This window comes from Cellulophaga algicola DSM 14237 (genome assembly GCF_000186265.1).
Classification (GTDB): domain Bacteria; phylum Bacteroidota; class Bacteroidia; order Flavobacteriales; family Flavobacteriaceae; genus Cellulophaga; species Cellulophaga algicola.
Map to the genome: position 1 here is coordinate 141681 of NC_014934.1, position 21578 is coordinate 163258.

The 21578-nt window shown below is 33.6% G+C and carries 23 protein-coding genes and 2 pseudogenes; 21 read left to right on the forward strand and 4 right to left on the reverse strand.

All coding sequences use genetic code 11. From position 1 onward, the window contains the following. The first annotated feature begins 96 nt into the window (after positions 1 to 96). The 14 genes from CELAL_RS00650 (at position 97) to CELAL_RS22075 (ending at position 12798) form a co-directional block, all read left to right on the forward strand. Positions 97 to 399 (forward strand): DUF2625 family protein, encoded by a 303-nt coding sequence (locus CELAL_RS00650; protein WP_013548982.1) that lies wholly within the window; start codon positions 97 to 99, stop codon positions 397 to 399. Positions 400 to 468: 69 nt separating this feature from the next. Beyond that, entirely contained in the window at positions 469 to 960 is a 492-nt protein-coding gene (locus CELAL_RS00655) for a nuclear transport factor 2 family protein (RefSeq protein ID WP_013548983.1), read from the forward strand. Between the two features lie 108 nt (positions 961 to 1068). Further along, positions 1069 to 2208 carry a helix-turn-helix domain-containing protein gene (locus tag CELAL_RS00660; RefSeq protein ID WP_013548984.1) on the forward strand — a complete coding sequence of 380 codons (1140 nt, stop codon included), beginning with the start codon at positions 1069 to 1071 and terminating at the stop codon, positions 2206 to 2208. An 82-nt stretch (positions 2209 to 2290) separates the two neighbouring features. Then, on the forward strand, positions 2291 to 3067 hold the full coding sequence (locus tag CELAL_RS00665) for a hypothetical protein (RefSeq protein WP_013548985.1): 777 nt from the start codon (positions 2291 to 2293) through the stop codon (positions 3065 to 3067). Position 3068: 1 nt separating this feature from the next. Further along, positions 3069 to 4103 (forward strand): S41 family peptidase, encoded by a 1035-nt coding sequence (locus CELAL_RS00670; protein WP_013548986.1) that lies wholly within the window; start codon positions 3069 to 3071, stop codon positions 4101 to 4103. 169 nt (positions 4104 to 4272) lie between these two features. Continuing rightward, complete coding sequence (locus CELAL_RS00675; protein WP_013548987.1) at positions 4273 to 5289, forward strand: LLM class flavin-dependent oxidoreductase; 1017 nt, start codon at positions 4273 to 4275, stop codon at positions 5287 to 5289. A 345-nt stretch (positions 5290 to 5634) separates the two neighbouring features. Further along, entirely contained in the window at positions 5635 to 6216 is a 582-nt protein-coding gene (locus tag CELAL_RS00680) for a suppressor of fused domain protein (protein WP_013548988.1), read from the forward strand. Between the two features lie 35 nt (positions 6217 to 6251). Continuing rightward, positions 6252 to 6449: a hypothetical protein gene (locus tag CELAL_RS00685; RefSeq protein WP_041557365.1), complete on the forward strand. Its 198-nt coding sequence runs from the start codon at positions 6252 to 6254 to the stop codon at positions 6447 to 6449. A gap of 162 nt (positions 6450 to 6611) precedes the next feature. Further along, on the forward strand, positions 6612 to 6839 hold the full coding sequence (locus CELAL_RS00690; RefSeq protein WP_041557366.1) for a hypothetical protein: 228 nt from the start codon (positions 6612 to 6614) through the stop codon (positions 6837 to 6839). A gap of 52 nt (positions 6840 to 6891) precedes the next feature. Beyond that, entirely contained in the window at positions 6892 to 8100 is a 1209-nt protein-coding gene (locus CELAL_RS00695) for an outer membrane protein assembly factor BamB family protein (RefSeq protein WP_013548990.1), read from the forward strand. A 396-nt stretch (positions 8101 to 8496) separates the two neighbouring features. Next, complete coding sequence (locus CELAL_RS00700; protein ID WP_013548991.1) at positions 8497 to 8820, forward strand: hypothetical protein; 324 nt, start codon at positions 8497 to 8499, stop codon at positions 8818 to 8820. 549 nt (positions 8821 to 9369) lie between these two features. Further along, positions 9370 to 9951: a hypothetical protein gene (locus CELAL_RS00705; protein ID WP_041557370.1), complete on the forward strand. Its 582-nt coding sequence runs from the start codon at positions 9370 to 9372 to the stop codon at positions 9949 to 9951. Positions 9952 to 10751: 800 nt separating this feature from the next. Then, a complete protein-coding gene (locus CELAL_RS00710) occupies positions 10752 to 11594 on the forward strand; it encodes a hypothetical protein (RefSeq protein ID WP_148229636.1) in 843 nt (280 codons plus the stop codon). A 1009-nt stretch (positions 11595 to 12603) separates the two neighbouring features. After that, positions 12604 to 12798, forward strand: coding sequence for a helix-turn-helix domain-containing protein (locus CELAL_RS22075; RefSeq protein ID WP_148229637.1), 195 nt, complete (start codon positions 12604 to 12606; stop codon positions 12796 to 12798). 149 nt (positions 12799 to 12947) lie between these two features. Here CELAL_RS22075 and CELAL_RS22530 read toward each other — a convergent pair. Beyond that, positions 12948 to 13184, reverse strand: a pseudogene (locus CELAL_RS22530) (DUF6515 family protein); the annotation flags it as partial. A gap of 15 nt (positions 13185 to 13199) precedes the next feature. After that, positions 13200 to 13514 carry a hypothetical protein gene (locus CELAL_RS22535; RefSeq protein ID WP_013548994.1) on the reverse strand — a complete coding sequence of 105 codons (315 nt, stop codon included), beginning with the start codon at positions 13512 to 13514 and terminating at the stop codon, positions 13200 to 13202. A gap of 77 nt (positions 13515 to 13591) precedes the next feature. On the opposite strand from CELAL_RS22535, the gene CELAL_RS00725 reads away from it, so the two are divergent. Together CELAL_RS00725 and CELAL_RS00730 are read left to right on the forward strand one after the other, a co-directional pair. Next, positions 13592 to 14485, forward strand: a complete 894-nt coding sequence (locus CELAL_RS00725) for an IS1595-like element ISCal1 family transposase (protein ID WP_013548995.1) — start codon at positions 13592 to 13594, stop codon at positions 14483 to 14485. A 156-nt stretch (positions 14486 to 14641) separates the two neighbouring features. Further along, complete coding sequence (locus CELAL_RS00730; RefSeq protein WP_013548996.1) at positions 14642 to 14932, forward strand: hypothetical protein; 291 nt, start codon at positions 14642 to 14644, stop codon at positions 14930 to 14932. Between the two features lie 432 nt (positions 14933 to 15364). Here the strand turns inward: CELAL_RS00730 and CELAL_RS00735 are convergent, their stop codons facing one another. After that, on the reverse strand, positions 15365 to 16093 hold the full coding sequence (locus CELAL_RS00735; protein WP_013548997.1) for a hypothetical protein: 729 nt from the start codon (positions 16091 to 16093) through the stop codon (positions 15365 to 15367). Positions 16094 to 16464: 371 nt separating this feature from the next. After that, positions 16465 to 16890: pseudogene (locus CELAL_RS00740) on the reverse strand (transposase); the annotation flags it as partial. Positions 16891 to 17157: 267 nt separating this feature from the next. Between CELAL_RS00740 and CELAL_RS00745 the strand changes: the two are divergent. The 5 genes from CELAL_RS00745 to CELAL_RS00765 all read left to right on the forward strand — a co-directional run bounded on the left by CELAL_RS00745 (position 17158) and on the right by CELAL_RS00765 (position 21540). Continuing rightward, positions 17158 to 18771, forward strand: a complete 1614-nt coding sequence (locus tag CELAL_RS00745; protein ID WP_013548999.1) for a glycoside hydrolase family protein — start codon at positions 17158 to 17160, stop codon at positions 18769 to 18771. A 157-nt stretch (positions 18772 to 18928) separates the two neighbouring features. Continuing rightward, entirely contained in the window at positions 18929 to 19450 is a 522-nt protein-coding gene (locus CELAL_RS00750; protein WP_013549000.1) for a hypothetical protein, read from the forward strand. A 98-nt stretch (positions 19451 to 19548) separates the two neighbouring features. After that, complete coding sequence (locus CELAL_RS00755; RefSeq protein ID WP_013549001.1) at positions 19549 to 20286, forward strand: hypothetical protein; 738 nt, start codon at positions 19549 to 19551, stop codon at positions 20284 to 20286. Between the two features lie 24 nt (positions 20287 to 20310). Beyond that, positions 20311 to 20799: a hypothetical protein gene (locus CELAL_RS00760; protein WP_013549002.1), complete on the forward strand. Its 489-nt coding sequence runs from the start codon at positions 20311 to 20313 to the stop codon at positions 20797 to 20799. A gap of 192 nt (positions 20800 to 20991) precedes the next feature. Then, a complete protein-coding gene (locus CELAL_RS00765) occupies positions 20992 to 21540 on the forward strand; it encodes a GNAT family N-acetyltransferase (protein ID WP_013549003.1) in 549 nt (182 codons plus the stop codon). Positions 21541 to 21578: the final 38 nt, after the last annotated feature.

Below are 21578 nucleotides of genomic sequence, written 5' to 3' on the forward strand. Positions count from 1 at the left end.
GCTGCAACTCGGCATGTATACCTAAAGTTTTAAGGTATGGCTATTACAAATACAGGTATAGACTTCTTTTAAACAACTACAAAACAACGTATTATAATGAAAACCTTAAGCGAACTTATACACACAGAAGACCCTGGATGGGAATTAATTTCTGAATGGATAAAGGAAGCAACCAACAAGCTAGAAATTCTTCCTAAAAATAAGGAAGAAGCGGATAATGCACTCTACCTAACACAAGTAACTACCAGATCTCCTATGGGAGCAATACTGCATGAAACAGGTGGCATTTTGGTAGATCATGGTTGGATTCGGATTTTAGGCTCCGGTCATATAAAACTAAACAGAACCTTTAGAGTTTTGGGAAGCCCTAGAAAAAAAAAGTGCACTATAATCCTATGAATAGCATATAATTAAGGCCTACTGTAACAACTAAACTTTTAATTCGTCTTTTAAAAAACAAGACGACCTATGAGCACTACCAAATTTTTGTTGAGCATGGCACTACCCCTACTCTTTCTTTTATCTTGCAAAGCCACCAAAACAGATGGCAATTCTCATACTATTCCTAAATACTCTCCTATAGATGCTGCGCTACATCAAAGTATTGCAGCAATGGATGCCACTTTCTTTGAGGCATATAACCAGTGCGATTTAGAAAAACAGGCTTCGATCTATTCCGATACTATAGAGTTTTATGATGATAAAGGCGGATTGATGACCTCTAAACAAGGAATTATTGATGGAACAAAAAAGAATATTTGTGGCAAAGTAACTAGAACCTTAGTAGAAGGTAGTATTGAAGTGTATCCCATTAAAGACTATGGTGCTGTTGAAATAGGGTACCATAAATTCTATAACAATCAGGAACCAGACGCCCCATCTATTCCTAGTAAGTTTATAATTATCTGGCAACATAGCAAGGATTCTTGGAAAATAACTAAGGTAATTAGCTTGCATTAATTCATCATAAAAAATTAAAACAACATGAGTTTCCTATCTTAGACTTTTTTAATCCCCTTACACAAACACATCACCCTAAAAAAAGTATAAAAAATTTATCTCCTTAGAATGAATTTAAATGTGCTAGAAATTCTAGTTTTTGTAAGCTTAATTCAAGGCCTACTCTTTTCTGTAGTTCTTTTAACTCAGAAAACCTTTCGTGTCAAAGCAAATAAATACCTTGCATACAGTACTTTTTTGTTATCTTATATTGGTGTAGTAGAGCTTTTGGTCGCAAAAGATTTGGATGAAAAATATTATTTCATTGATTATTTTGGAGATGATATCCCATGGCTTTTTCTCTTTTATATTCCCATGCTGATTTACTTTTTAAAATCTACCAAAAATAGCTATGCTAAGAGCAAAAAAATTTGGATTCTTACCGGTCCGTTTTTCTTCTTTTGGGTTTTATATGCTATGATTGATTTTCAATTAGATTTTAAGTTTCTAGATTGGGATATAATTACCAACTACTATAGACTGGTGTACGAAACTGAATTTTATACATCTATCTTATTCAATACAAGTTTAATCACCCTTTCTTATTTTATTATCAAAAAAAGTACCATTAGTCCTGATGAAAAAAAATGGTTGAAAAATATATGGGCCTTTAATGCTGCCCTATTGTTCATCTGGGTGATCAATACTTTTATTCCAGAAGATCTATACCCTATTGCACATAGTGATATTACCTATCCTGTGTGGTTAGGAGTTTCTTTTTATGTGTATTGGCTTATATTTAGGGGACTACTGCAATTAAAACTCTCTCAAGATAAATCAGAACTACATGAATTACGCAAAGGTTCTGTATTAGTAACCAAGAAAGTTATCGCTACGGAGAACTCTGAACCTTCCATTGTACCTCAAAACAACTATTTCCAGGAATTTACGGCATTAATGACGGTAGAGAAATTATATAGAAATCCAGAAATAAGTAGAGACCTGATTGCCGAAAAACTAAATCTAAGCCCTGGCTATCTCTCACAAGTAATTAGTGCTGCTGTTGATTCCAATTTCAGTTCTTTAATTAACGATTATCGCATTAGCGATGCCAAACAAATGCTCCTAGATTCAGACTTTGATAAGTACAGCGTTGTTGCCATTGGTTTAGAGGCTGGTTTTAAATCTAAATCTACATTTTACACTGCCTTTAAAAAGCATACAGGATTTACCCCCAATCAGTTTAAAGCGCTGAAGAAAGAGTCCTAATTCATCACATTCTAACTTTTTGGGACTTGTAATGTTTTGGTTGATTGTACTATTGAGCTATCAATCAAAATCTTAAGAACTCATGAAAACAGCGCTTACAGTACTCTTTTTACTCTTCTGTAGACACCCTAGTGTGTTTGCACAAGCCCAAGAATCTTTCCCCACCCATTATATTGGCATAGGAATAGGCTATAGTTTTGATCATATCAGCGATCAGAATTTCTCTCCTTTACACCAGAAAGGACAAGGACTATTTTACAGGGTATTTTATGAACACCGAAAAGAAAATAGTTTAAAAGTAGCCCTTACCTATGGAAATAATTCATTAAAATCTGGCGCTAATGATGACTTCACTAGCGCTCACTATTTTGTCGATGTAGGAATCTCCTACTTAAAAAATTTAGCTGCTTCGGATGCTGTAACAAAATATTATTTAGGTGGTGCCTATGGCCTGAGAATTACCTATTTAGATTGGAAAGACCAAGATGCTTTCAGTTACGTTGCTACAAACGGATTATCGCTTTCTGGAGCAGTAGAAACCAAAATAAACGACAAGCAACGAATAGGAACTACGGTTGCCATTCCTGTAGTACAATTTTTAAGCAGACCACCATACAATGGTATCGACGAGTTTATCATAGCACACCAAGACAACCCCGCGGCTATAATTTTTAATGGAAAATTAGCTTCTTTTAAAACCTATAAAGCCATTAGCTGGAACATTAATTATAGAAAGGAAATTTCACCTCATTTTAATTGGAATGTAAACTATGACTTCAGTCTTCAAACGGTAGACCAAGAACAAGAATACAAAAGCATTTCTAACCGCATTTCTACAAGTGTACTTTATAAATTTTAATATGAAAAAGATCATTCTAATAGGTACTCTAGTACTACTCGTTTCTTGTGCTAAAACTTTTTTACCCAAGGAAGAACCAACCACCAACAGCGCTACTTTTGAACTTTTCTGGAAAGATTTTGACCTGCATTATAGCTTATTTGACGTCCGAAATATAGATTGGGATGCCCTCTACAGCAGCTACCAACCTAGGGTTAATGAAGAACTCTCGGAAACCGAATTTTGGAACCTACTCGCTAGTCTCATTGAAAATTTAGATGATAGCCATACGGTCTTGTATGATGGTAAAGGAAATAGCTACCGCTCTGGCTATGCTTTAAACGAACAATCTATAGCTGAAATTAGTGAAGAATTGATACGTACTACCTATGTAGAAGCGCTAAAAGAAGTTAGCTCTGAAGAGCAATTGGCGTATGGGAAAATAAAAGGCAAAAACATAGGATACATCTATTTAGGAGTAATGGATGGTCAAAATCCCGCTAGTATCCATTCTATCCTAGAAGAGTTTTCAAATGTAGAGGCTATTTTACTAGATGTACGGCAAAATACAGGAGGAGATGATCGGTATGCCGCAGCAATTGCAAAAGCGTTTTCAGATGGGGAACATTTAATTTATTCGGTAGCTACCCGAAATGGCCCTAGCCATGATGATTTTGATGCGCAAAAAAACTATTACACTGCATATGATGCGAGTCAAATATTTTCTAAACCCGTTGTCGTACTCACGGATAGGAAAACTATTAGTGCAGGAGAGATTTTTTTGCTTCATATGAAATCTTTCAAAAATGTAATCCAAATTGGTGATACTACAGCAGGCGATTTTTCTACCGTAAGCAATATGCGCTTTTTACCCAACGGATGGCATTATAGGTATTCTATTCAGAAATTTCTATTGCCTAATGGCGAAAGCTTAGACGGTGTTGGGCATATCCCGGACGTGTACGTAAAGAATACAGTAGAACATATTGCTGCTAAAGAAGATAAGGTAATAGATACCGCCCTAGAATACGTATTAGAAACCTATGGTATTGATTAATTTTAAGCAAAAAACGATAGTTCTAGACACCGTATAGTACTAGGATTATATTTATAGACTCGAGTGTAATTTCTGGTGCTTTGTTGCGACTAATTTTTATGAAATTTTAATTAGATTCAAACCTAAAGAATCTATTACTTTGTAACATTTTTTCGAAAAATTTAAGCATATGTCAACAAAAAATATAGCCTATTCCGTTTTAGATCTAGCCATAGTATCTAAGGGCAACACCTTAAACGAAACTTTTAAAAACTCATTAACCTTAGCACAAAAGGCAGAAGAAGCGGGCTACACTCGCTTTTGGCTCGCAGAGCACCATAATTCTGATCATATTGGTAGTGTTGCCACCGCCGTTTTAATCGGGTATGTAGCAGAGGGTACTAAAACCATTAGAGTAGGTTCTGGTGGTATTATGCTCCCTAATCATTCTCCGCTTATTATCGCAGAGCAATTTGGAACTTTAGGCACACTGTATCCAAACCGTATTGATCTTGGGCTAGGTAGAGCTCCAGGTACAGATCAGGAAACAGCACAAGCCATACGTTCAGACCATCGGCAAGCGGCATTTACCTTTCCGGAAGAGATAGGCCAAATTCAGAACTATTTCTCAGAAGAAAATAGAAATTCTCTTGTACGTGCCACGGTTGCCGAAGGTGTTCCTGTGCCCTTGTATATTTTAGGTTCTAGTACAGACAGCGCACATTTGTCTGCAAAAAAAGGCTTACCCTATGCCTTTGCAAGTCATTTTGCCACTGATAAGCTGTTAGATGCTTTAAAAATTTATCATGAAGAATTTACGCCTTCGTCTTATCTAGCAAAACCCTACACTATGGCAGGGGTTAATATAATTGTAGCAGATACCGACGAGGAAGCCGAAAGAATAGCCACATCGTTATATAAAATTATTATTGGGCTTCTAACGGGGAAGAGGGATTTTATGCAACCTCCTACTGCTATGACGCCAGAATTAAGAGAAATGGCTCAGCACCCATCGGTACAGCAGATGCTTAAATATTCTTTTATAGGAAGCAAAGCAACGGTAAAAAAACAAGTAGCGCAATTTATAGCGACTACTAAGGTTGATGAGCTTATTGCGGTCACTAATATTTACAGTGCTGAAGACCGTATAAAATCGTATCAGTTATTTGCAGAAATCATGCAAGAGCTAAATGCGGAAGGAGCATAAGCTATAAAGAATAACTGTTCCTAGGCCCTCTCTAGGGTAACCTATTCTAAAGTGTTGGTTGTAGCGTTTGCTTTGTCAAATAAACTACAGCCAACACTTTTTTTATGCGCTAATAATTTCAACTCTTGAGAAAAGCAATACTTTAGTTGCCTACCACTGGGGCATATCCCCCTTATAGCTTTCGTTCTGAATGACTAAAAAAAATTTGTTATAGAAAAAAATTCAATTTCTCAGTCTAAATGCAGAACTAATAAAGAAAATAATAGTTATTTTTAGGAGCAGATTTTGCTTCTCGATGTTCACTCATCTAAAAGTTGCTACTTTAAAAAATACAAACTATTATTTATGGCAGAAGAATTACCTGAGAATAAAACTCCTGTTGAAAAATTCATGGATCATCTAGACAGAATTTTTCAGGTTGAACCCGAATACTTTAGAAACGTATCTGAAATAGATGGAATTGCGGGTGTTACAAGTATCGTGTATAAAGATGTTCCTGATAAAGGAATGATCACTGGTATAACCTATGGCCTTTCCCTCGTAAATCATCCTGCTTGGAAATTGGGAAGACCTGAATTAATCATAACGGTTGATTCTAAAGATACAACTTGGGCACAAGTGGCTGGATATTTAGCAAATAGCTTAAGAGGTAATTGTCCTTTTAGTTATAGTAATACCATCAACTTTAGAGAAAAAATATCAGAAGAATCTAATATGGATGCATTTCTTGTTTTTGCGCCATCAACTTTAGATAAAAAAGACTTCACGAATATAGATGTTGGGTTAGATTATACTATTACCATTGCCGGTCTTTATCCAATCTATGCTTCTGAAATAGCTTATATCAACAAAAATGGACTTGAAAAATTTTGGAAACATCCCAATTTTGACATGTATGATGTGAATAGAAAACTAATTTCTGAATAAAAACATCCACCTAAACACTATTGTTAAACGCTAAAATGAAGATAAAATTAATAGCATCAAAAATCAAAGGCTATCTAAAAGAACTAACGATAATTACGGCTGGCGTGCTCATTGCATTACTTATTAGCAATTACAAAGAAAATAGCCAAGCAAGAGCGTATTATAGGACATCTGTAGAAACGGTGAAAAACGAAGTGCAATCTAATTTCTCAAATTTAAAAAGTATTATATAAACACAAAACATATTAATAGATTCCATTAAGAAATATAGTACTGAACCAATTACGATTAGTGATCTTATTATTGAAAAAGGCGGAGGAATACAAGGGATTACGCTGAGTAATTCCGGATTAGAATTTTATAAGAAAAATCAAATTAATTCAATTGATTTTAAAATGATGTCTAGACTCATAGAAATAGAAGCTACTTCAAAACTTATAGAAACTAAAATGGACAAGCTTATGGATTATTTGTATCCCAACCTTTTTGTTGCTTCTGAAGAAAGTAAAAAACTAATTGTCTTACATCTTAAAAACGTACTAAACAGTGAACTTAAATTAGAACAGCTGTATAAAGAATTCATTACTGAATATGATCTCGAAAAAAATAGGTCAAATAATTAAACGTAAACTATAATAACTTAATCTGAATATAACATCAGCTCAAAAACAACCCATGAAAAAACTAATCCTTGTTCTCTTCCTTATCACATACACAAACTATTCTTTCGGTCAAGAAGTTATGGCTGCTATTGAATCAAATGAACCCGATGAATCCAATTTCTCTAACAACACTATTTTAACCGCAGAAGACTGGTTACATAATACGTCACACAAGAAATTAACTTACAATACAGCAGTTAAAGAGTTGTTACTCATAAACAGGTATGATGGTACTTTGGAATGCTACAACTTAAATTTAGACAAGCAATGGTCTTTTACGCCTACAGATACGTTAAGGCTTAGCAACGGTGGCAATCAGTTTTTCTATAAAGATGGCGTGGTATTTACCGCCTATATGACAGGATATATTTATGCCATAAATGCAACAGACGGTACACTATTCTGGGAGGACAAAGTAGGTATGGACCAGGAAGAATTACACTTTACCTCTCAATCTTTAACTCCGGTAAACAACAAATTAGTACTTACCTCTAGAACCAATACTAATGTCTATGCGATAAATGCTTCTAACGGTACATTAGCATGGAACTATAGCTTATCATCACCGCATAGCTATGAACCAAGGTTAATTGTAAATGATATCGTATCCATAAATAATGATCCGCTAATAAATACTTTTGAACTAGCTACAGGCAAAGCTCTATACCAAAAAAATTTTAGTACCAATCTTGGAAAACCAGCCACAGACGGTAATTTAATCATTGTTCCTTTTAGTCGCGGCGATAAAATAGTTGGTCTATTGCCTGAAGCATTTGAGCAACAATGGGAATTTGTGTTTGATGAAGAATACTATAAGGTGGGCGATAAGATTTTTGTAGCGAATAATGCCGTTTATTTTGCTACAGAAACTAATGGAGATGAATCTGGTATCTATTGTTTAAATGCGACAGATGGCAGCTTAACTTGGAAAAAAACAATTGAGGGCGATATCAAACATTTCGAAAAAATAAATGAAACCTTATATGGGTATACCAATGATAAGCTAATTTTTTCTATAGCTATTGAAGATACCGTTTTGAACAAAATAAAGGTCAATCACCAGCCTACCTCGAATATTCAACTACAGAATGGCTCTTTATATTTTTATGCGAAAGAAGGCTTAATTGCCTATAATCTTAAAACTAAAACCGAAGAAATTGCCATTCCCTATGACGGTAAAGAAAGTTATAGTAGTGATACACAACTGCTATTTATTGAGTAAGCCATTGCTAAGTGCTGTCTTTTTAGCGTAGTGTTGTTTTTAGAAAACAGCTTCTATTAAAACATATAATCTTGAAATAAATATTTTTAGCCCTTGAGGTACACCAAATAAACAAGTATTAATGTATCAAAACTCCGTGAATAGCGATAACAAAATACACACGACGCTTACTACTTTACTTAAACAAATAGGACCACAAGGGGTGGCGGAATTTTAGAGGTATCTTCTGTTAAAGATAGCAACATAAATAGGCGATGGTTTAATGACTCGCTAGCAGAAGTTGTAATTCCGCCATATGCAGAGATCCTTACAACAAATGATTCCGTTTATTTTTATGGAAAAACTAGTACCACACGCTATAGTGCAGAAACCAGTAGTACTAACCTAAACTTTGATATGACAAAAGAATTTGAAGTGACCGTAGAAAACATAAAAAACTCTGCTATTTATGAAAATAAACAGCATTGGGAAGAAAGAGGATTAAACCAATCTGATGCCGAAGTAGTTCATATATTACGGACTTCCACCAATGATTTCCTTGATAGACTCGACACAATTGTAAACACTAACACTACCAAAAAATCTAAGCTTACTGCTATTCAGGATATCGTTGATAATCTCCCTTGGGACGATTTGGATACGGAGGAGAAAGAATTTTTAAGCGAAGTTATAGCTCCTGCCATTGAAGCTGCGGGTTTTGATCCTTGGAGTATGATCTAAAAAGAGTAAAATAGTTATAGTTGATCTAGTTGATCCAGTTGACGTTATAAACTCTAATTTAACACCATCCTTACATTTCTTATATGACCAGTACTTCAACAAGCAAAAAAAAAAATAAAGCAATAAAGCTTTCGGCTTGTACGAATATTCTACTATGTATAGTATTTTAGTTTCTAAGAGCAATAAACATAAGCAGTTAAGCGGTAGAGTTCTGTTTTTAAAACTATTTACAGACATAAAACAGAACATTGTAGCGCACCCATTACTTAACTTTCAAAAGAATAGGTACACCACATATACTTAGACACTTTTTTTCAACTCATTTCTTAAAAGCTGGTACAAACAGAAAGTAAATTAAGGTTTCACTAGGGTATAGTTCTACTACCCAATAGTAATAGATATTCAGATAGCTACTACAACTTTTAAAAAAATAGTAAATCCACTTGATTCCTAGAAAAATATAAAAGATATAATGAACATATATTCATTATATCTTAAATTGGCGGTATAATGAACATATGTTCATTATACAATTGTTGTACAATATTTATGAAAAACATTATTATCTATAGTTCATTGTTCTTTTTATTGTCTTGTACGCCAAATCAAAAAAAAGAAACTACAGAAACTCAAGGACAAAAAACTACGATTGTTGACTCTAAACTAAAATTGTCTGACACTCTAATTATTAATAAAGATTTGAGTATTTCCTATTTAAAGATTGGCTCATTAAATTATTCTGAGTTTAGTGAAAAGGATGGGGCAAAATTTACGAAATCTAAACACGGAGGTTTAAGTTGTGGCGAATCTGCACCTTTATGGGATTCAACTATTAGTCTAAAGAATGATACGATTGGAATAAAACTAGAGTTTAGTACTACTTGGGTGGAAAATTTAGAAGAAAAGAAAGAAGAAGTTTTATCACAAATAACCTTAAATAAAACAAAAGCAAAATTTTACAATGGAATAACAATTGGAAAATCAGATTTTACTAAAACAAAAGTGAAATTTGGAGAACCAGAACAAGAAAGTTTAAATTTTTTACGCTATAAGTTTGAAAAAATTAACGTTAGTTTGATTTATAACGAACTTGGTATTTTAGATTATGTTCAAATGAATGCAATAAACTAAAAAACATTGTACAACATTGGTAACCGTTGCACAACTCCATAATTCATAAAATAATGACCTTTATAACCGCTTTTTAAGGCGGTTTCATTTTTCAATCAGTTAAGTAATTAGTTATTTTTAAAGTGCTTATACGTGAGTTTTTTAGAGCATATAAGGTCATTTTTAGAAGAATGAATAGAGACCCCATTCCTGCTCCACTTTTTACGTGTTTTTGAGTGAATTTCAGGTACTCCTGCCTGCCTGCAGGCACGTTTTCAGATTATAGGCTATTGCTGATAGGCGCATCGGTTTTTAAGCTGTAATTCTTTTTATCATCTTTGTTCGAATTTGATTCGATCTCTATCAAAAGGACCTAGGCACTGTTCAGATTCCAAGAAAATTATAGAAGGGCGGGATTTCTATGAAACGATATCACCCTGAGGTGTATCTAGCCGAGAACTTTCTGTCCCTCCTATTTTAGCTTTTGTTACTATCCAAGCTACTACTTTTATAAAATTACTAGCTTAAGAAGAGTAGTTAATCTATGCAACGATATCAATAATCTTGTATCTAGCTCAAACTCTAAATCCCTCTTCTTTATAATCTCTTTTATTTATAAAAAAATGTTATCTTCAAACTAAGAACCAAACATACGAGCCGAGACGTTAGCCGTCATTGTAAAGCGACACTGCAAACATTGAGTAAATAAAAAAATGACATACAAATTGCCTTTTAAAATAACCTTTTCTTTCCTTATTCTGCTATGTGTTACTTGTTATGGACAAAATGAAAAATCGGTAAGAACTGATAGCATATTAACAATGAAAAGCATAATTCCTATAAACTTCTCAGACAGATATACAACTACAGGTGATTTCTTGCCTGATTTTGATGAAAATTGTGATCTCTTGACAGTTACGATTGACAATAAATTGTATATGGTAAAACCTGCAGATTTTGGTGGCTTAATAAGAAATGTAAGAATGATGAGTATGACACCTCCTTGGAATGCTTATGCAAATTATTATAAAAACGGACGACCAGTTTACACGAATAGTCAGCTTGTATTAGATATTGATATTAATAATCTAGATCCAATAATATTTACAAATATAACCCATAACAAGAAGATTTTCGATAACGAGGAAACTTATCAAGCAGAACTGAGCAAAGTTAAGAAAGCTAATTTTGTTAAATATGTTCGGCCTAATAATCCTTGGGGAAAGGTGCATTACAGTAGTTATTTTATTAATTACCCGACCAATGCGTATTTCTTGCATAAAAAAGCATACATACCATTAACCTTTGCAGAACAAGACTATTGGAATTTAAAACTTAAAAACTATAGTCCAAGCGATTATTATACGAATAATGGAAAAGATTTGTTTGAAAACGATATTAAAAACAAAACAATTAGCTACAATGGTTGCGAATTTTATTTTGACTATTCCGAAGATGATGAAAACCTTATAAGTGGTAGCAACACAAAAAATGAGCATCTTTTTCTATCTCCAGTAAGAATATATTATCGTTTAGAAATGGAAGATTGTGAACATAGATTTGATGCAAAAGCTTGGGAATTATTTTATGGCAAACCCACCGATATTTATGTTGAAAGCGAACAAAAAAACAATAAATACATACTGGAATGGTACGATTGGTAAATTGAGAAAACAACGAACGGCTAATCGAGTAGAGGGGTCCTCCCCTAGTTAGGACGGACTGCGCCTCTCACACCACTAAGCGTACGGGTCTCGTACTTAGCGGTTCAGTAATGATGCAGTTTTGTGGTATTCGACTAAACTTATATAACCCCGCATTTTTAATCGTCTTACGATTATTGTAGTTCCCAGTATAGGGCTTTGGGCTACTGCCATCCTCCCATTCTTGTTCGACTCCAAGCGTATGCCTGTTCCTTTGAAATCCCTAACTGTATTAAGTTTTTACGCTTGCGGTCTGGTTTCTTCCAGTGATGCCAAATACAGTAGCGTAACCGATTCCGATGACCTATGCTGACTTCTCTACTATACCAACTCGTGGTTATAGAGACCTCCCCAGGTAATGACATCTTCCCTGCCGGCAGGCAGGTTTCACTCAATCTCTGCCGTATCTACATATATGCACTTTTGGTAATCTTTGGGCGTTACAATGATGTGGTTGCTTACCCGTGCATTTATGCCTTCTGTACGGTTTCTGTTCGTCTGTACCGAGCTTTGTAGTCCTGCTTCCTTCAGTCCTAACCTCACGGTTAGCAACCTTGCAGCTTACTAATGGTTCAAGGCGTTACCCAAGCCCATAAGGGACTTGCACCCTCTAGATTAATTATTTACCTTTCAGTAAACAAAAGATGCCCATGCTGGGCACACACAAAACCTATAAACAATACGGGCTTAGGTCTTAAGCGAAAGGTTTGTGTATTTTTATAAGGTCGCGAAATCTTTGGGATTTCGCTTTGATGGAAAAAGAAAAAACAAAACCAAAAGATTTCGCTATTTGCGTGGAGGAAAGCAAACGCTATTTTTCTCCCATACTATTCATTGCCAAAACGTTGGCAGTAATTTTGCCAATTGACAATTCCTGAAATAGGTTGACAAAAAATTAAACACTTTTAGCAACTTATGGCTCTAACAAAAAAACAACCCTGTCCAAAAAAGGAGTATCAAAAAATTGGTTTTGATCTCAAACTTTCCATCATTGACCAAAATTCCGAACGGTCAGATTTCGGTAAATTACGCTTCCAAATTACATGGAATTTCTCGCTCCTCAATTACCTATTGGATGAAAAAATTGGGTTCCTTTGAACAAAATTCTAAAACAATGAGTAAAAATCAAGAACTTAAGAAACTCAAAGAACGTATCGAAGAATAGTTATCGGGAGTAATTTGAACGCTCTACGGTGCTTAAGAAAGCATACTGACGGCATTACTAGTTATTGGAGTCAAAACACATGAAGGCCCCTTATCGAAATCAATAAGGGGCCTTTATGGTTATGTATTAATAAAACCTTTTATATTAAGTTAATTGACATCAATAAAACCTACCACTTCGTAAGCTCTTGCACCGTTATCTTGTACTTTTTCATAAAGTATGTTTCCATATTCATAATAAGTTTGACCATCAATTGTCACTTTTTCGTAATCACTCGGAAGCTCGTAAACTATAGTTCCAATCTCTGGATCTACTACTTCATAATCGCTACCGCTCTGGATGTAAAACATTCCCTGAGACTGAAAATAGTTATTATTTTTGAAATTAACTTTTACATAATTTTAAGGTAACACTCCTATTTTAAAGCCTACTTTGGGCATTATATTTACGTAATGACCTTGTGAATAAGTGTAATACTTATTGTTTGAATAATAGTAATTTTGTCCATTGTATTTGATGTTAGTTTTGTTGGGTAATGTACGCACAGTGGTTACTTTACTTTTAGGCGTTTTATAAACCACTTTTGATGATGGTACTTTTTTTACCGAAACTTTTTTTGTAGCTACCGTTTTGGAAGTTCTGTTTTGAGCAGTTACTTCTGTAATTCCAGACAATAGAACGATGCTTAATGCGATAGTTTTATAAATATTTTTCATAATAGTTGAATTTAAATTAATGTTTTAGAGGTCAGTAGCTAACTTCGTATCTTGATACTCAGTAAATATATTAAATTATGGATATTTTCAAGGGTCAAAATCTTCTAGAGTTCTCTGATTGCTTCAAAACGGACAATGATTGCAAAGAATATTTAGCAAATATTAAGTCTAAAACCCCTTTTAAATGTTCTAGATGCAATCATATAGCCTGTCAAACACGTGCTGATTTCTCTAGGCAATGTAATATTTGTAGACATACAGAATCCGCAACAGCAGATACATTATTTCACAAGGTAAAGTTTGGTGTTCGCAAAGCATTTTTTATTTGTTTTGAGATGGCTACAAGCACGAAAAGCTTATCTGCAAGTTATATGGGAGTACGTTACGGAGTAACAGAAAAAACAGCTAGACTTTTTATGCTTAAGGTCAGAGAAGCTATGTCTTCGAGTGGGAATAATCCTATGGACGGAGTTGTTCATGTAGATGAATTTGTTTTAGGGGGCAGAGAAGAAACAAAAGTTGGCAGAAGCTACAATGCTAAGAAAAAGAAGGCGGTTACAGCTGTTCAGCTTACAGAAGATGGAAAGGTAAAAAGAATGTATGCTATGAAAATAGATGATTTTTCAGCACAATCCTTACAATATATTTTTGTCAACCATATCAGCCGAAACGCAAAGATTACTACAGATAAATGGAGAGGCTATAGTCCTATTGCAAAGGCTTACGACATCACACAAATAGAAAGTAATGGAGGGTTAAATTTTAAAGCGCTTCATACAATGATACATCAGGTTAAATCTTGGATAAGAACAACTTATTCTTGGGTTAGTGACAATAATTTAAATAGATATTTCAATGAATTTTGTTTTAGAATAAACAGATCTCAAAGTAAAGCTACAATATTCAATAATCTTATTGTTAAAATGGTCAATAATGATAAAATCAATCAAGCTGAATTAATAAGTAATTAACTACTGACCTCTATAATGTTTTTCTAATCATTGGGTTAAAGGTATTTTAATTACATCTTTCTCAAAAAGCAAATAGACGTTGTGACTATTTACATCTATAGACAGTTTGATTTCATAGATTAGATTAATTTTCAAAACTATATAATTGCATGATTATTGAACGGAAAACTTTTAATTGGAAATGAACAATTAATTGGTGATTGTAAAATATTCAAAACAGAATATTTAGGGGCATTAAGTAGTGGAGGTATTGGCTTGATTACAAATGATTGGTCAGATAATAATATTATATATGAATTTCAACCTGATGGAGATTTAATTGTTTATGAAGATTTCCCTGGAGGTAATTCCTCAGTAGGAACTAACCACAGTGCAGGTAAATATAGTTATGAATTAGTATATGATTTTCTTTATGAAAATAGCGAGTCAAAAGTTTTAATCTTATAAATTAATAGAAGGAAATGGGGGTTATTATTTAATAGGAACAACAATTCAGTTGAGAGAAGTTAGTCATGCTTTTGAAAAAGGGAAAGAACCTCTTCACTATTTCGAAAAAAAATAACAACATTTGTTAACATCATATATAGCAAATAGGGCTGGTCTGTTTTAGTTCAAAAGGCCTTTGTTTGTTTATGATGTCGCCAAATCTTTTGATTTCGCTTTATGATAAAAAAGATAAATCAAAATGCAAAAGTTTGGCTTAGTACAAAACCGAAATTAATCGCTTGTTCCCCGCCCTAAATGTCCTATATTTAAGGTTGTGCATAATGCGAAAATCGCACAAAACATCAACATTTGAACTAAAAATGTTAACAACCGAATCACAATAATAACGAATAAAAGTACTTGAATATTTAGACGTTTATGACAGGTAGGTGTTTATTCTGCATCAAACCAAAAATCAACAGTTACCCTTTCTGTTGTTGGACTTGATTGTTGTTCATTTTGGCCTCTCGCTCCTCCACGTCCACCTCCGCTACCATTTCCTCTGCGACCACCACCACTTCTCATTCCTTGGTTTTGACCTTGCTCTCTTTCTTTATTAACAGTACCTTCCATTTTATTGGCAACAACGCCTATAGATAATTTAGAAAAATCACTGTTTTCTTGGGAAGCTATTTTAGCTTTTGGGATTTTAATTGAAAATTCAAATAATTGACTCGAAGCTGTATAGTGGTTTTCAATCGCAATATCTAAATTATTTAAGTCCTTATTAAACTCTTGCTTTTCTTCAAAAGAACCATACTCTGCTTCTGCAGGTAATTTTTCAATCATACTATTTAAGTCAATAGCGTTGACATCAATATTTTCAAGTGAACCTTGCTGAAAAGATCTTGATTCATTACTATAGGGATATTTTACATACACATCCTTTTTTTCTTTTCCCTTAATGTCATAATAAATGGTAAGACCATTTCTAATGATGGACATTGCCGTCTTCTTATCTGTGGTGCTTATATTTAGGTGGATATAATTGCCTGCTTGTGAAACTTTATAAAGAATATTTTTATTGCTTATTTGCGTAGTATCTACTGGGAAACCGCTTTTATTTGATGCAAAAGAAGAGAGACTTGAAAGTGTTAAGAGTACGATTAATAAATGTTTCATTTTTTGTAGATTTTAGAATTGTAATATAAATTTTTAGTAGTATGATGTATAGACTATCAAAATTGATAAAGGTTTAATCATTTATGAAAAAGCCTCGTTCTAAAATCCGATAAATGAAGAATGAAGGTGAAAAACACTATGCACAACAAAGAACTGAGGTGAAAATAAGTAAATTCTTCTCTAATCTAAGACAATGCTATTCTAGGCTCACACATTATAAAACAGATTCTTTGAACCCTCACTATCCCATATGAAAAAAGCACTAAGAACAGCAAGCATTCTTTTGATTATGACTTCACTTTTTTGGGATTGTAAATCCGAAAAAGCAATTTCTGAAACCGAATTTGAGCAAGCCGTTTTTTATGAAATATTCCCTGTTTCCACAAACGCTTATGTAAACGTTCTACTATATCTGGTAATTGTTGATTGTCTTTTCCATCAGCATGATACGCCCGAATATCGGTGATGACATGTCTAGCTGTGTCTACAATTAACTGACTCAAGTAATTTAGCTTCCGAGCCATAACCAATAAAATATCTAACCGCATTGAACAATGGGCTATAAGCTTACGGTCACTAATAATCTTCTCTAAATAGCCAACCAAACACAATTTGAAGAAGACCACAAGGTCTATACTCTTTTGACCACTTTCTCCATAATACTCTTTTGTCTGTTTATAAAGAAAATCCAAATTAAGTACTCCTTTCAATTGACGATAAAAATTACTCTCAGGAACTCTATCACTTAATTGAAAACTATTAAAAAGCTTTTCTTGATATGTTTTTTTGCCTTGCATCCTTAAAGTTAAGAAAGCAATCAATAATTTACTTTAACGCTATGTCAATTAATTGCTAACTTGTGCAACAGGCACAAAACCTATTCGTAATACAGACTTTAGGGGCTAAAACGGAATGGTCTGCGTATATTTATGGTGTCGCTAAATCTTGTAGATTTAGCTTTGATTAAGAAAAACTAATACTAAACCTGCCTCGCCGGCTGGCAGAGCATAAGCTTTAGCTAAGCCGTGTAAGCAAATGTCAACCTAAATACCTCCATTTAAAATATGAACAAAACAAAATTGATTTATTTGATAGTATTTCTACTATCAATTTCTGTTTCAGAGGCTCAATTTATTAAAAAAGAACGACCAGAAGGCTGGGAAAATCTTGTTTACGGCGGACGTTTTATGGATCGGTTTCTTCCTATGCCTAACCTTAAGGGGATGACAAAAAATACTTGGGGTTCAGGAGCCGTGATTCCTCGTGATATAAACAACGGTATAGAAGACAATGAATGGTCTTACTGGGGAGGAAATGCACGTTTATTGGATGATGGAAAATATCATCTATTGGTGTGTAGGTGGGCTGAAAATTCGGATAAAGGCCATATGGAATGGCCTAACTCTATTGTAGTACATGCTATATCAGAAAATTCATTTGGCCCCTATAAGGTTGTTCAAGAAATTGGTAAAGGGCATAATCCAGAATGGTATATAACAAATAATGGTAACTATGTAATTGCTGTTAATGGCGGATATTATGTATCTGATACTATAAATGGCCCTTGGACCTATGCTAAATTTGATTTTAACCAACGAGATCGTAAAATAATAGAAAAACTTTCTAATCTTACTTTTGTTAAACGCGAGGATGGTTCTTTTTTAATGGTTTGTCGTGGTGGAGGTATTTGGGCCAGTAAGGATGGTATTTCAACATGGAATCAATTGACGGATTCAAGTGTGTATCCACCAGTCAAAGGTCATTTTGAAGATCCGTTAATTTGGAAAACAAATGTTCAATATCATCTTATTGTAAATGACTGGTTGGGACGTATTGCTTGGCATATGCGCTCTAAAGACGGCATCAATTGGAAAACAGATGCTGGAGAAGCGTATTTAACCGGTTTTTCTAATTATGATAATGGGATTAGGGAAGATTGGTTTAAATATGAGCGCATAAAAGTATTACAAGATAAGTTTGGTAGAGCCACTCAAGCCCACTTTGCTGTGATAGATACTTTAAAAAAACAGGACCGTTCAAATGACAATCACAGTTCTAAGCAAATTGTGATACCTCTAACTGTGGGGAAACTAATTTCAATTATCGATAAAAAAACAATTAACAGTAAAACAACAAAAATCGCTGTTTTAATAAAGAAAGAAGAAGGGTTTGATCCTAATACTGATATAGATATGCAATCATTAAGGTTCGGAGCGCCAGAAAAAGTAGACTTTGGTATGGGATGCAAAGCGGAAAAAATTGAAAGAGAAGGTGATGATGCTTTAATAACATTTACAGGGGAAGGAAACGGTATTACCGATGATAATTTTGCAGCAAAATTACTAGGTAAAGATAATCAAGGGAATCTTCTTTTTGGCTATTCAAGATTGCCTGGTGTAAGTTATTTAGAAGCTGCTCTTTCTGCACGCAAACCTGTTATAGATTCATTACATAATAGATTAAATGTAGCTGTAGAAAATTTTGGTCAGATTACTTCTCTAGAATCAATTATATATGTTTATAAAAAAAATGGGGAAGAAAATATAGAAATGGGCTATAATGTTATACCCCCTCTTAAACCTTTTGAAAAAACAACAATTAACATTAACACTTTAAAACCCTTATCAACTTTAGATGATCAAAAATATCTCGTAGTTATAAGAAAACGAGAAGAATAAAGTTTCATTCGACACGAAATTAACAAAGGTAATTTATAACAGAATAATTGCTAATTTTCTGCTATACTTGCTACATATTTAAGGTTGTGAGTTATTTGCAAATGGAGTTTCAGTCAAGATTTTATTTAAGCGAATTTATAATAGCAAAATAAAAAATATGAAAATTTTTGAAAGCGATATGTCTGAAGAAGATGCTCAAAAGGTTTCTGGCGCCTATTCTAAAGAAGCAAATAGTTCATTGTTTGGAGTAATATTTCATGTACTAATTTTAATATTTTTTAATTTTCAATTTAAAGAATTGGGATATTATAAATATTTAATTTTACTTATCCCAAGCATCTCAACAATATATCAACTAAAAAAAGCCATAAACATATTTTTTTTTAATCCTATTCGAAAAGACCTTGAACTACAGAGAAAAATAACAATTACTCTAATTATTTCTAAAAAAACAGAGGGATATGAAGATTTTGAATTACCTAATAGTTCTGATTGTATTGAGTTTGAAGAAAACCCTTATTTTTCAAGTTTAGATGTTTCTGGAAATAGTTTTTACAATACTGAGATTGGAGATGAAGTAAATTTTGAATTAAGTAAGTTTGGAAAATGGATAATAGCAGTTTATTCTAAATCTGAAAAAATTGATTATAATACTTATAAGCACAGGAAGAGTAAATAATATAAAGCAGAAAAAAACAAATTATTTTTTAATTCCTGAAACTATTATTCTATACTCATAGATTATAAAACAGATTCTTTGAACCCACACTATCCCATATGAAAAAAGCACTAAGAACAGCAAGTATTCTTTTGATTATGACTACACTTTTTTGGAATTGTAAATCCGAAAAAGCAATTTCTGAAACTGAATTTGAGCAAGCCGTTTTTTATGAAATATTCCCTGAAATTATAGATGCTATTTATGTTGATATAAGAAAGGTTCCTCCCCCTCCACCACCACCTGATTTTCTTGAAAAAAGGGGCTATGACGTAAAAAGCAATCATAGAAAGGCGTACGATCTTTGGGAGAAGTCAGATGAAAACCAGAATAGAAATAATGCTTGGGTCAAGAAAAAAGATTCTTTACATTTAGATGCTAGTCCAACTTATTTAATTATTTATGACACTATAGCCCAATTTGAAGAGGGAGACGTGCAAGAATTAAAAAAACATTTTAAACATCAAAATATAGTTTTACCTTCAAAAGCTATTGCACTTAATCATGGCTATACAATAGATTTAAAGCAATTAAAAACTAACCATGAAAATCTAAAATTTAAGTATCAATCAGAATTCCCAAATGGACGTGAGTTTTGGAGAACTCAATATAATTTTCATACTAGTGGATTGTTAGGGTTTAATCGAATTCTTTTTGATACAACTAAAACTTATGGTGTTTTGAATGGAAGCTTTGGATTAGAATTTTCTAATACGGTTGGATTTAGAATTTTTATTAAGAAGACTGATAATGGTCTATGGACTATAGATGAAGTGATAGAAACTTGGGCATCCTAAAACAGAAACAATTAAAAAAATAGAATGGCACTATTTGATAGATTTAAAAAGAGCAAAAAAATTGAGAAAGCAGCTACAAGCCAGCATTCAGAACAACTAGATGAGTACAAGCGAGATATGATAACGTCCGCAAATTTATGTGTATCCCAAAACTCTAACAGGTTTGCCGGACTAGATTATTCCGTAAAAAGTCTGGAACAAGTAGACAACCTTTTAGAAGAAGCCATTGATTTTTATGACGAAATGGATGAAAAACAAAAGCAAAGTTTGATTAATTCTGTTGGCGCTTATGTTTTTGAAGTTGCTCGTAAGAATTTTGGTGGTCGATATTTTTGGTATGACCATTTAAATCAGCCTATCCTTGTTACAGGTCAACCGGAGTTTGAGGTTTCAATTCTAGCCTTTGAAAAAGTAAAAGGAAGACTTGAAAACGGAAAAGAAGATAATATTCCTTTCTATTTTGCTGGATATGTAGAAAGAGTACACCTTAAAAAATCTGGAATGATTGTGTAAACTACAGCTTATAAAGGGTATTGTAAGCTACAATATTAGCCCCTTTAACATCACGGGTAAACTAAGGAAAACCATAACATTTCTTGCGCTCTAATTACTCTTAATTAAACGAATACGGTATAGACTTCAACCGAAACAAAACTCTTAGTTTTGCTATAAAATAGACTCTAATTGCAACAAAATTGTAATTCTATGGCCCAAAACATTCAAATTAAAGTAGCAAACTCGATGGACTTAGACGGAATTCTAAAGCTCCAATCTCAAAATCAAATCTCTCAAGGGGGAACCTTGTCTGCCGAATTGAGTCGCAATCAAATTAAAGAAATGATGACAGATATGCCTCAGATTGTAGCGTATGTAAATGACATAATGGTAGGTTTTCTTCTCACAACAGCACAGGCTGTTCATAAAAAAAGGCAGGTTCCCATTGTAGAAGCCATGTTTACCTCGTACGCCGGTCTAAAAGCGGACTCCTACATTTATGGTCCCGTTTGCGTTAGCGAGGCACATCGTGGAAAAGGATTAGCGCAACTCATGTTTAACGAGCTTTTATATCAAGTGCCAAATCGGGAAGGAATTCTATTTATTAAGAGTGATAATGTATCTTCATTGCGGGCTCATGAAAAAATGGGCATTAAAAAAGTGAGCAGTTTCAACTTTAATACTGCGGAATTTAATGTATTTTCCTATTTATTTTCTTCTAATGAAGAAAAAAAACACGGCAACAAACACAAGTTATGAGCTAGTAAGTAATACTGTAATCCTAATAACAACTAAAC

Coding starts and splice junctions, on each gene's coding strand:
- CELAL_RS00760 (WP_013549002.1), top strand. CDS start 20,311: ATGGCACTATTTGATAGATTTAAAAAGAGCAAAAAAATTGAGAAAGCA.
- CELAL_RS00675 (WP_013548987.1), top strand. CDS start 4,273: ATGTCAACAAAAAATATAGCCTATTCCGTTTTAGATCTAGCCATAGTA.
- CELAL_RS00655 (WP_013548983.1), top strand. CDS start 469: ATGAGCACTACCAAATTTTTGTTGAGCATGGCACTACCCCTACTCTTT.
- CELAL_RS00745 (WP_013548999.1), top strand. CDS start 17,158: ATGAACAAAACAAAATTGATTTATTTGATAGTATTTCTACTATCAATT.
- CELAL_RS00650 (WP_013548982.1), top strand. CDS start 97: ATGAAAACCTTAAGCGAACTTATACACACAGAAGACCCTGGATGGGAA.
- CELAL_RS00710 (WP_148229636.1), top strand. CDS start 10,752: ATGAAAAGCATAATTCCTATAAACTTCTCAGACAGATATACAACTACA.
- CELAL_RS00680 (WP_013548988.1), top strand. CDS start 5,635: ATGGCAGAAGAATTACCTGAGAATAAAACTCCTGTTGAAAAATTCATG.
- CELAL_RS00700 (WP_013548991.1), top strand. CDS start 8,497: ATGACAAAAGAATTTGAAGTGACCGTAGAAAACATAAAAAACTCTGCT.
- CELAL_RS00765 (WP_013549003.1), top strand. CDS start 20,992: ATGGCCCAAAACATTCAAATTAAAGTAGCAAACTCGATGGACTTAGAC.
- CELAL_RS00695 (WP_013548990.1), top strand. CDS start 6,892: ATGAAAAAACTAATCCTTGTTCTCTTCCTTATCACATACACAAACTAT.
- CELAL_RS00690 (WP_041557366.1), top strand. CDS start 6,612: ATGATGTCTAGACTCATAGAAATAGAAGCTACTTCAAAACTTATAGAA.
- CELAL_RS00660 (WP_013548984.1), top strand. CDS start 1,069: ATGAATTTAAATGTGCTAGAAATTCTAGTTTTTGTAAGCTTAATTCAA.
- CELAL_RS22535 (WP_013548994.1), bottom strand. CDS start 13,514: ATGAAAAATATTTATAAAACTATCGCATTAAGCATCGTTCTATTGTCT.
- CELAL_RS00735 (WP_013548997.1), bottom strand. CDS start 16,093: ATGAAACATTTATTAATCGTACTCTTAACACTTTCAAGTCTCTCTTCT.
- CELAL_RS00705 (WP_041557370.1), top strand. CDS start 9,370: ATGAAAAACATTATTATCTATAGTTCATTGTTCTTTTTATTGTCTTGT.
- CELAL_RS00670 (WP_013548986.1), top strand. CDS start 3,069: ATGAAAAAGATCATTCTAATAGGTACTCTAGTACTACTCGTTTCTTGT.
- CELAL_RS00750 (WP_013549000.1), top strand. CDS start 18,929: ATGAAAATTTTTGAAAGCGATATGTCTGAAGAAGATGCTCAAAAGGTT.
- CELAL_RS00685 (WP_041557365.1), top strand. CDS start 6,252: ATGAAGATAAAATTAATAGCATCAAAAATCAAAGGCTATCTAAAAGAA.
- CELAL_RS00725 (WP_013548995.1), top strand. CDS start 13,592: ATGGATATTTTCAAGGGTCAAAATCTTCTAGAGTTCTCTGATTGCTTC.
- CELAL_RS00665 (WP_013548985.1), top strand. CDS start 2,291: ATGAAAACAGCGCTTACAGTACTCTTTTTACTCTTCTGTAGACACCCT.
- CELAL_RS00755 (WP_013549001.1), top strand. CDS start 19,549: ATGAAAAAAGCACTAAGAACAGCAAGTATTCTTTTGATTATGACTACA.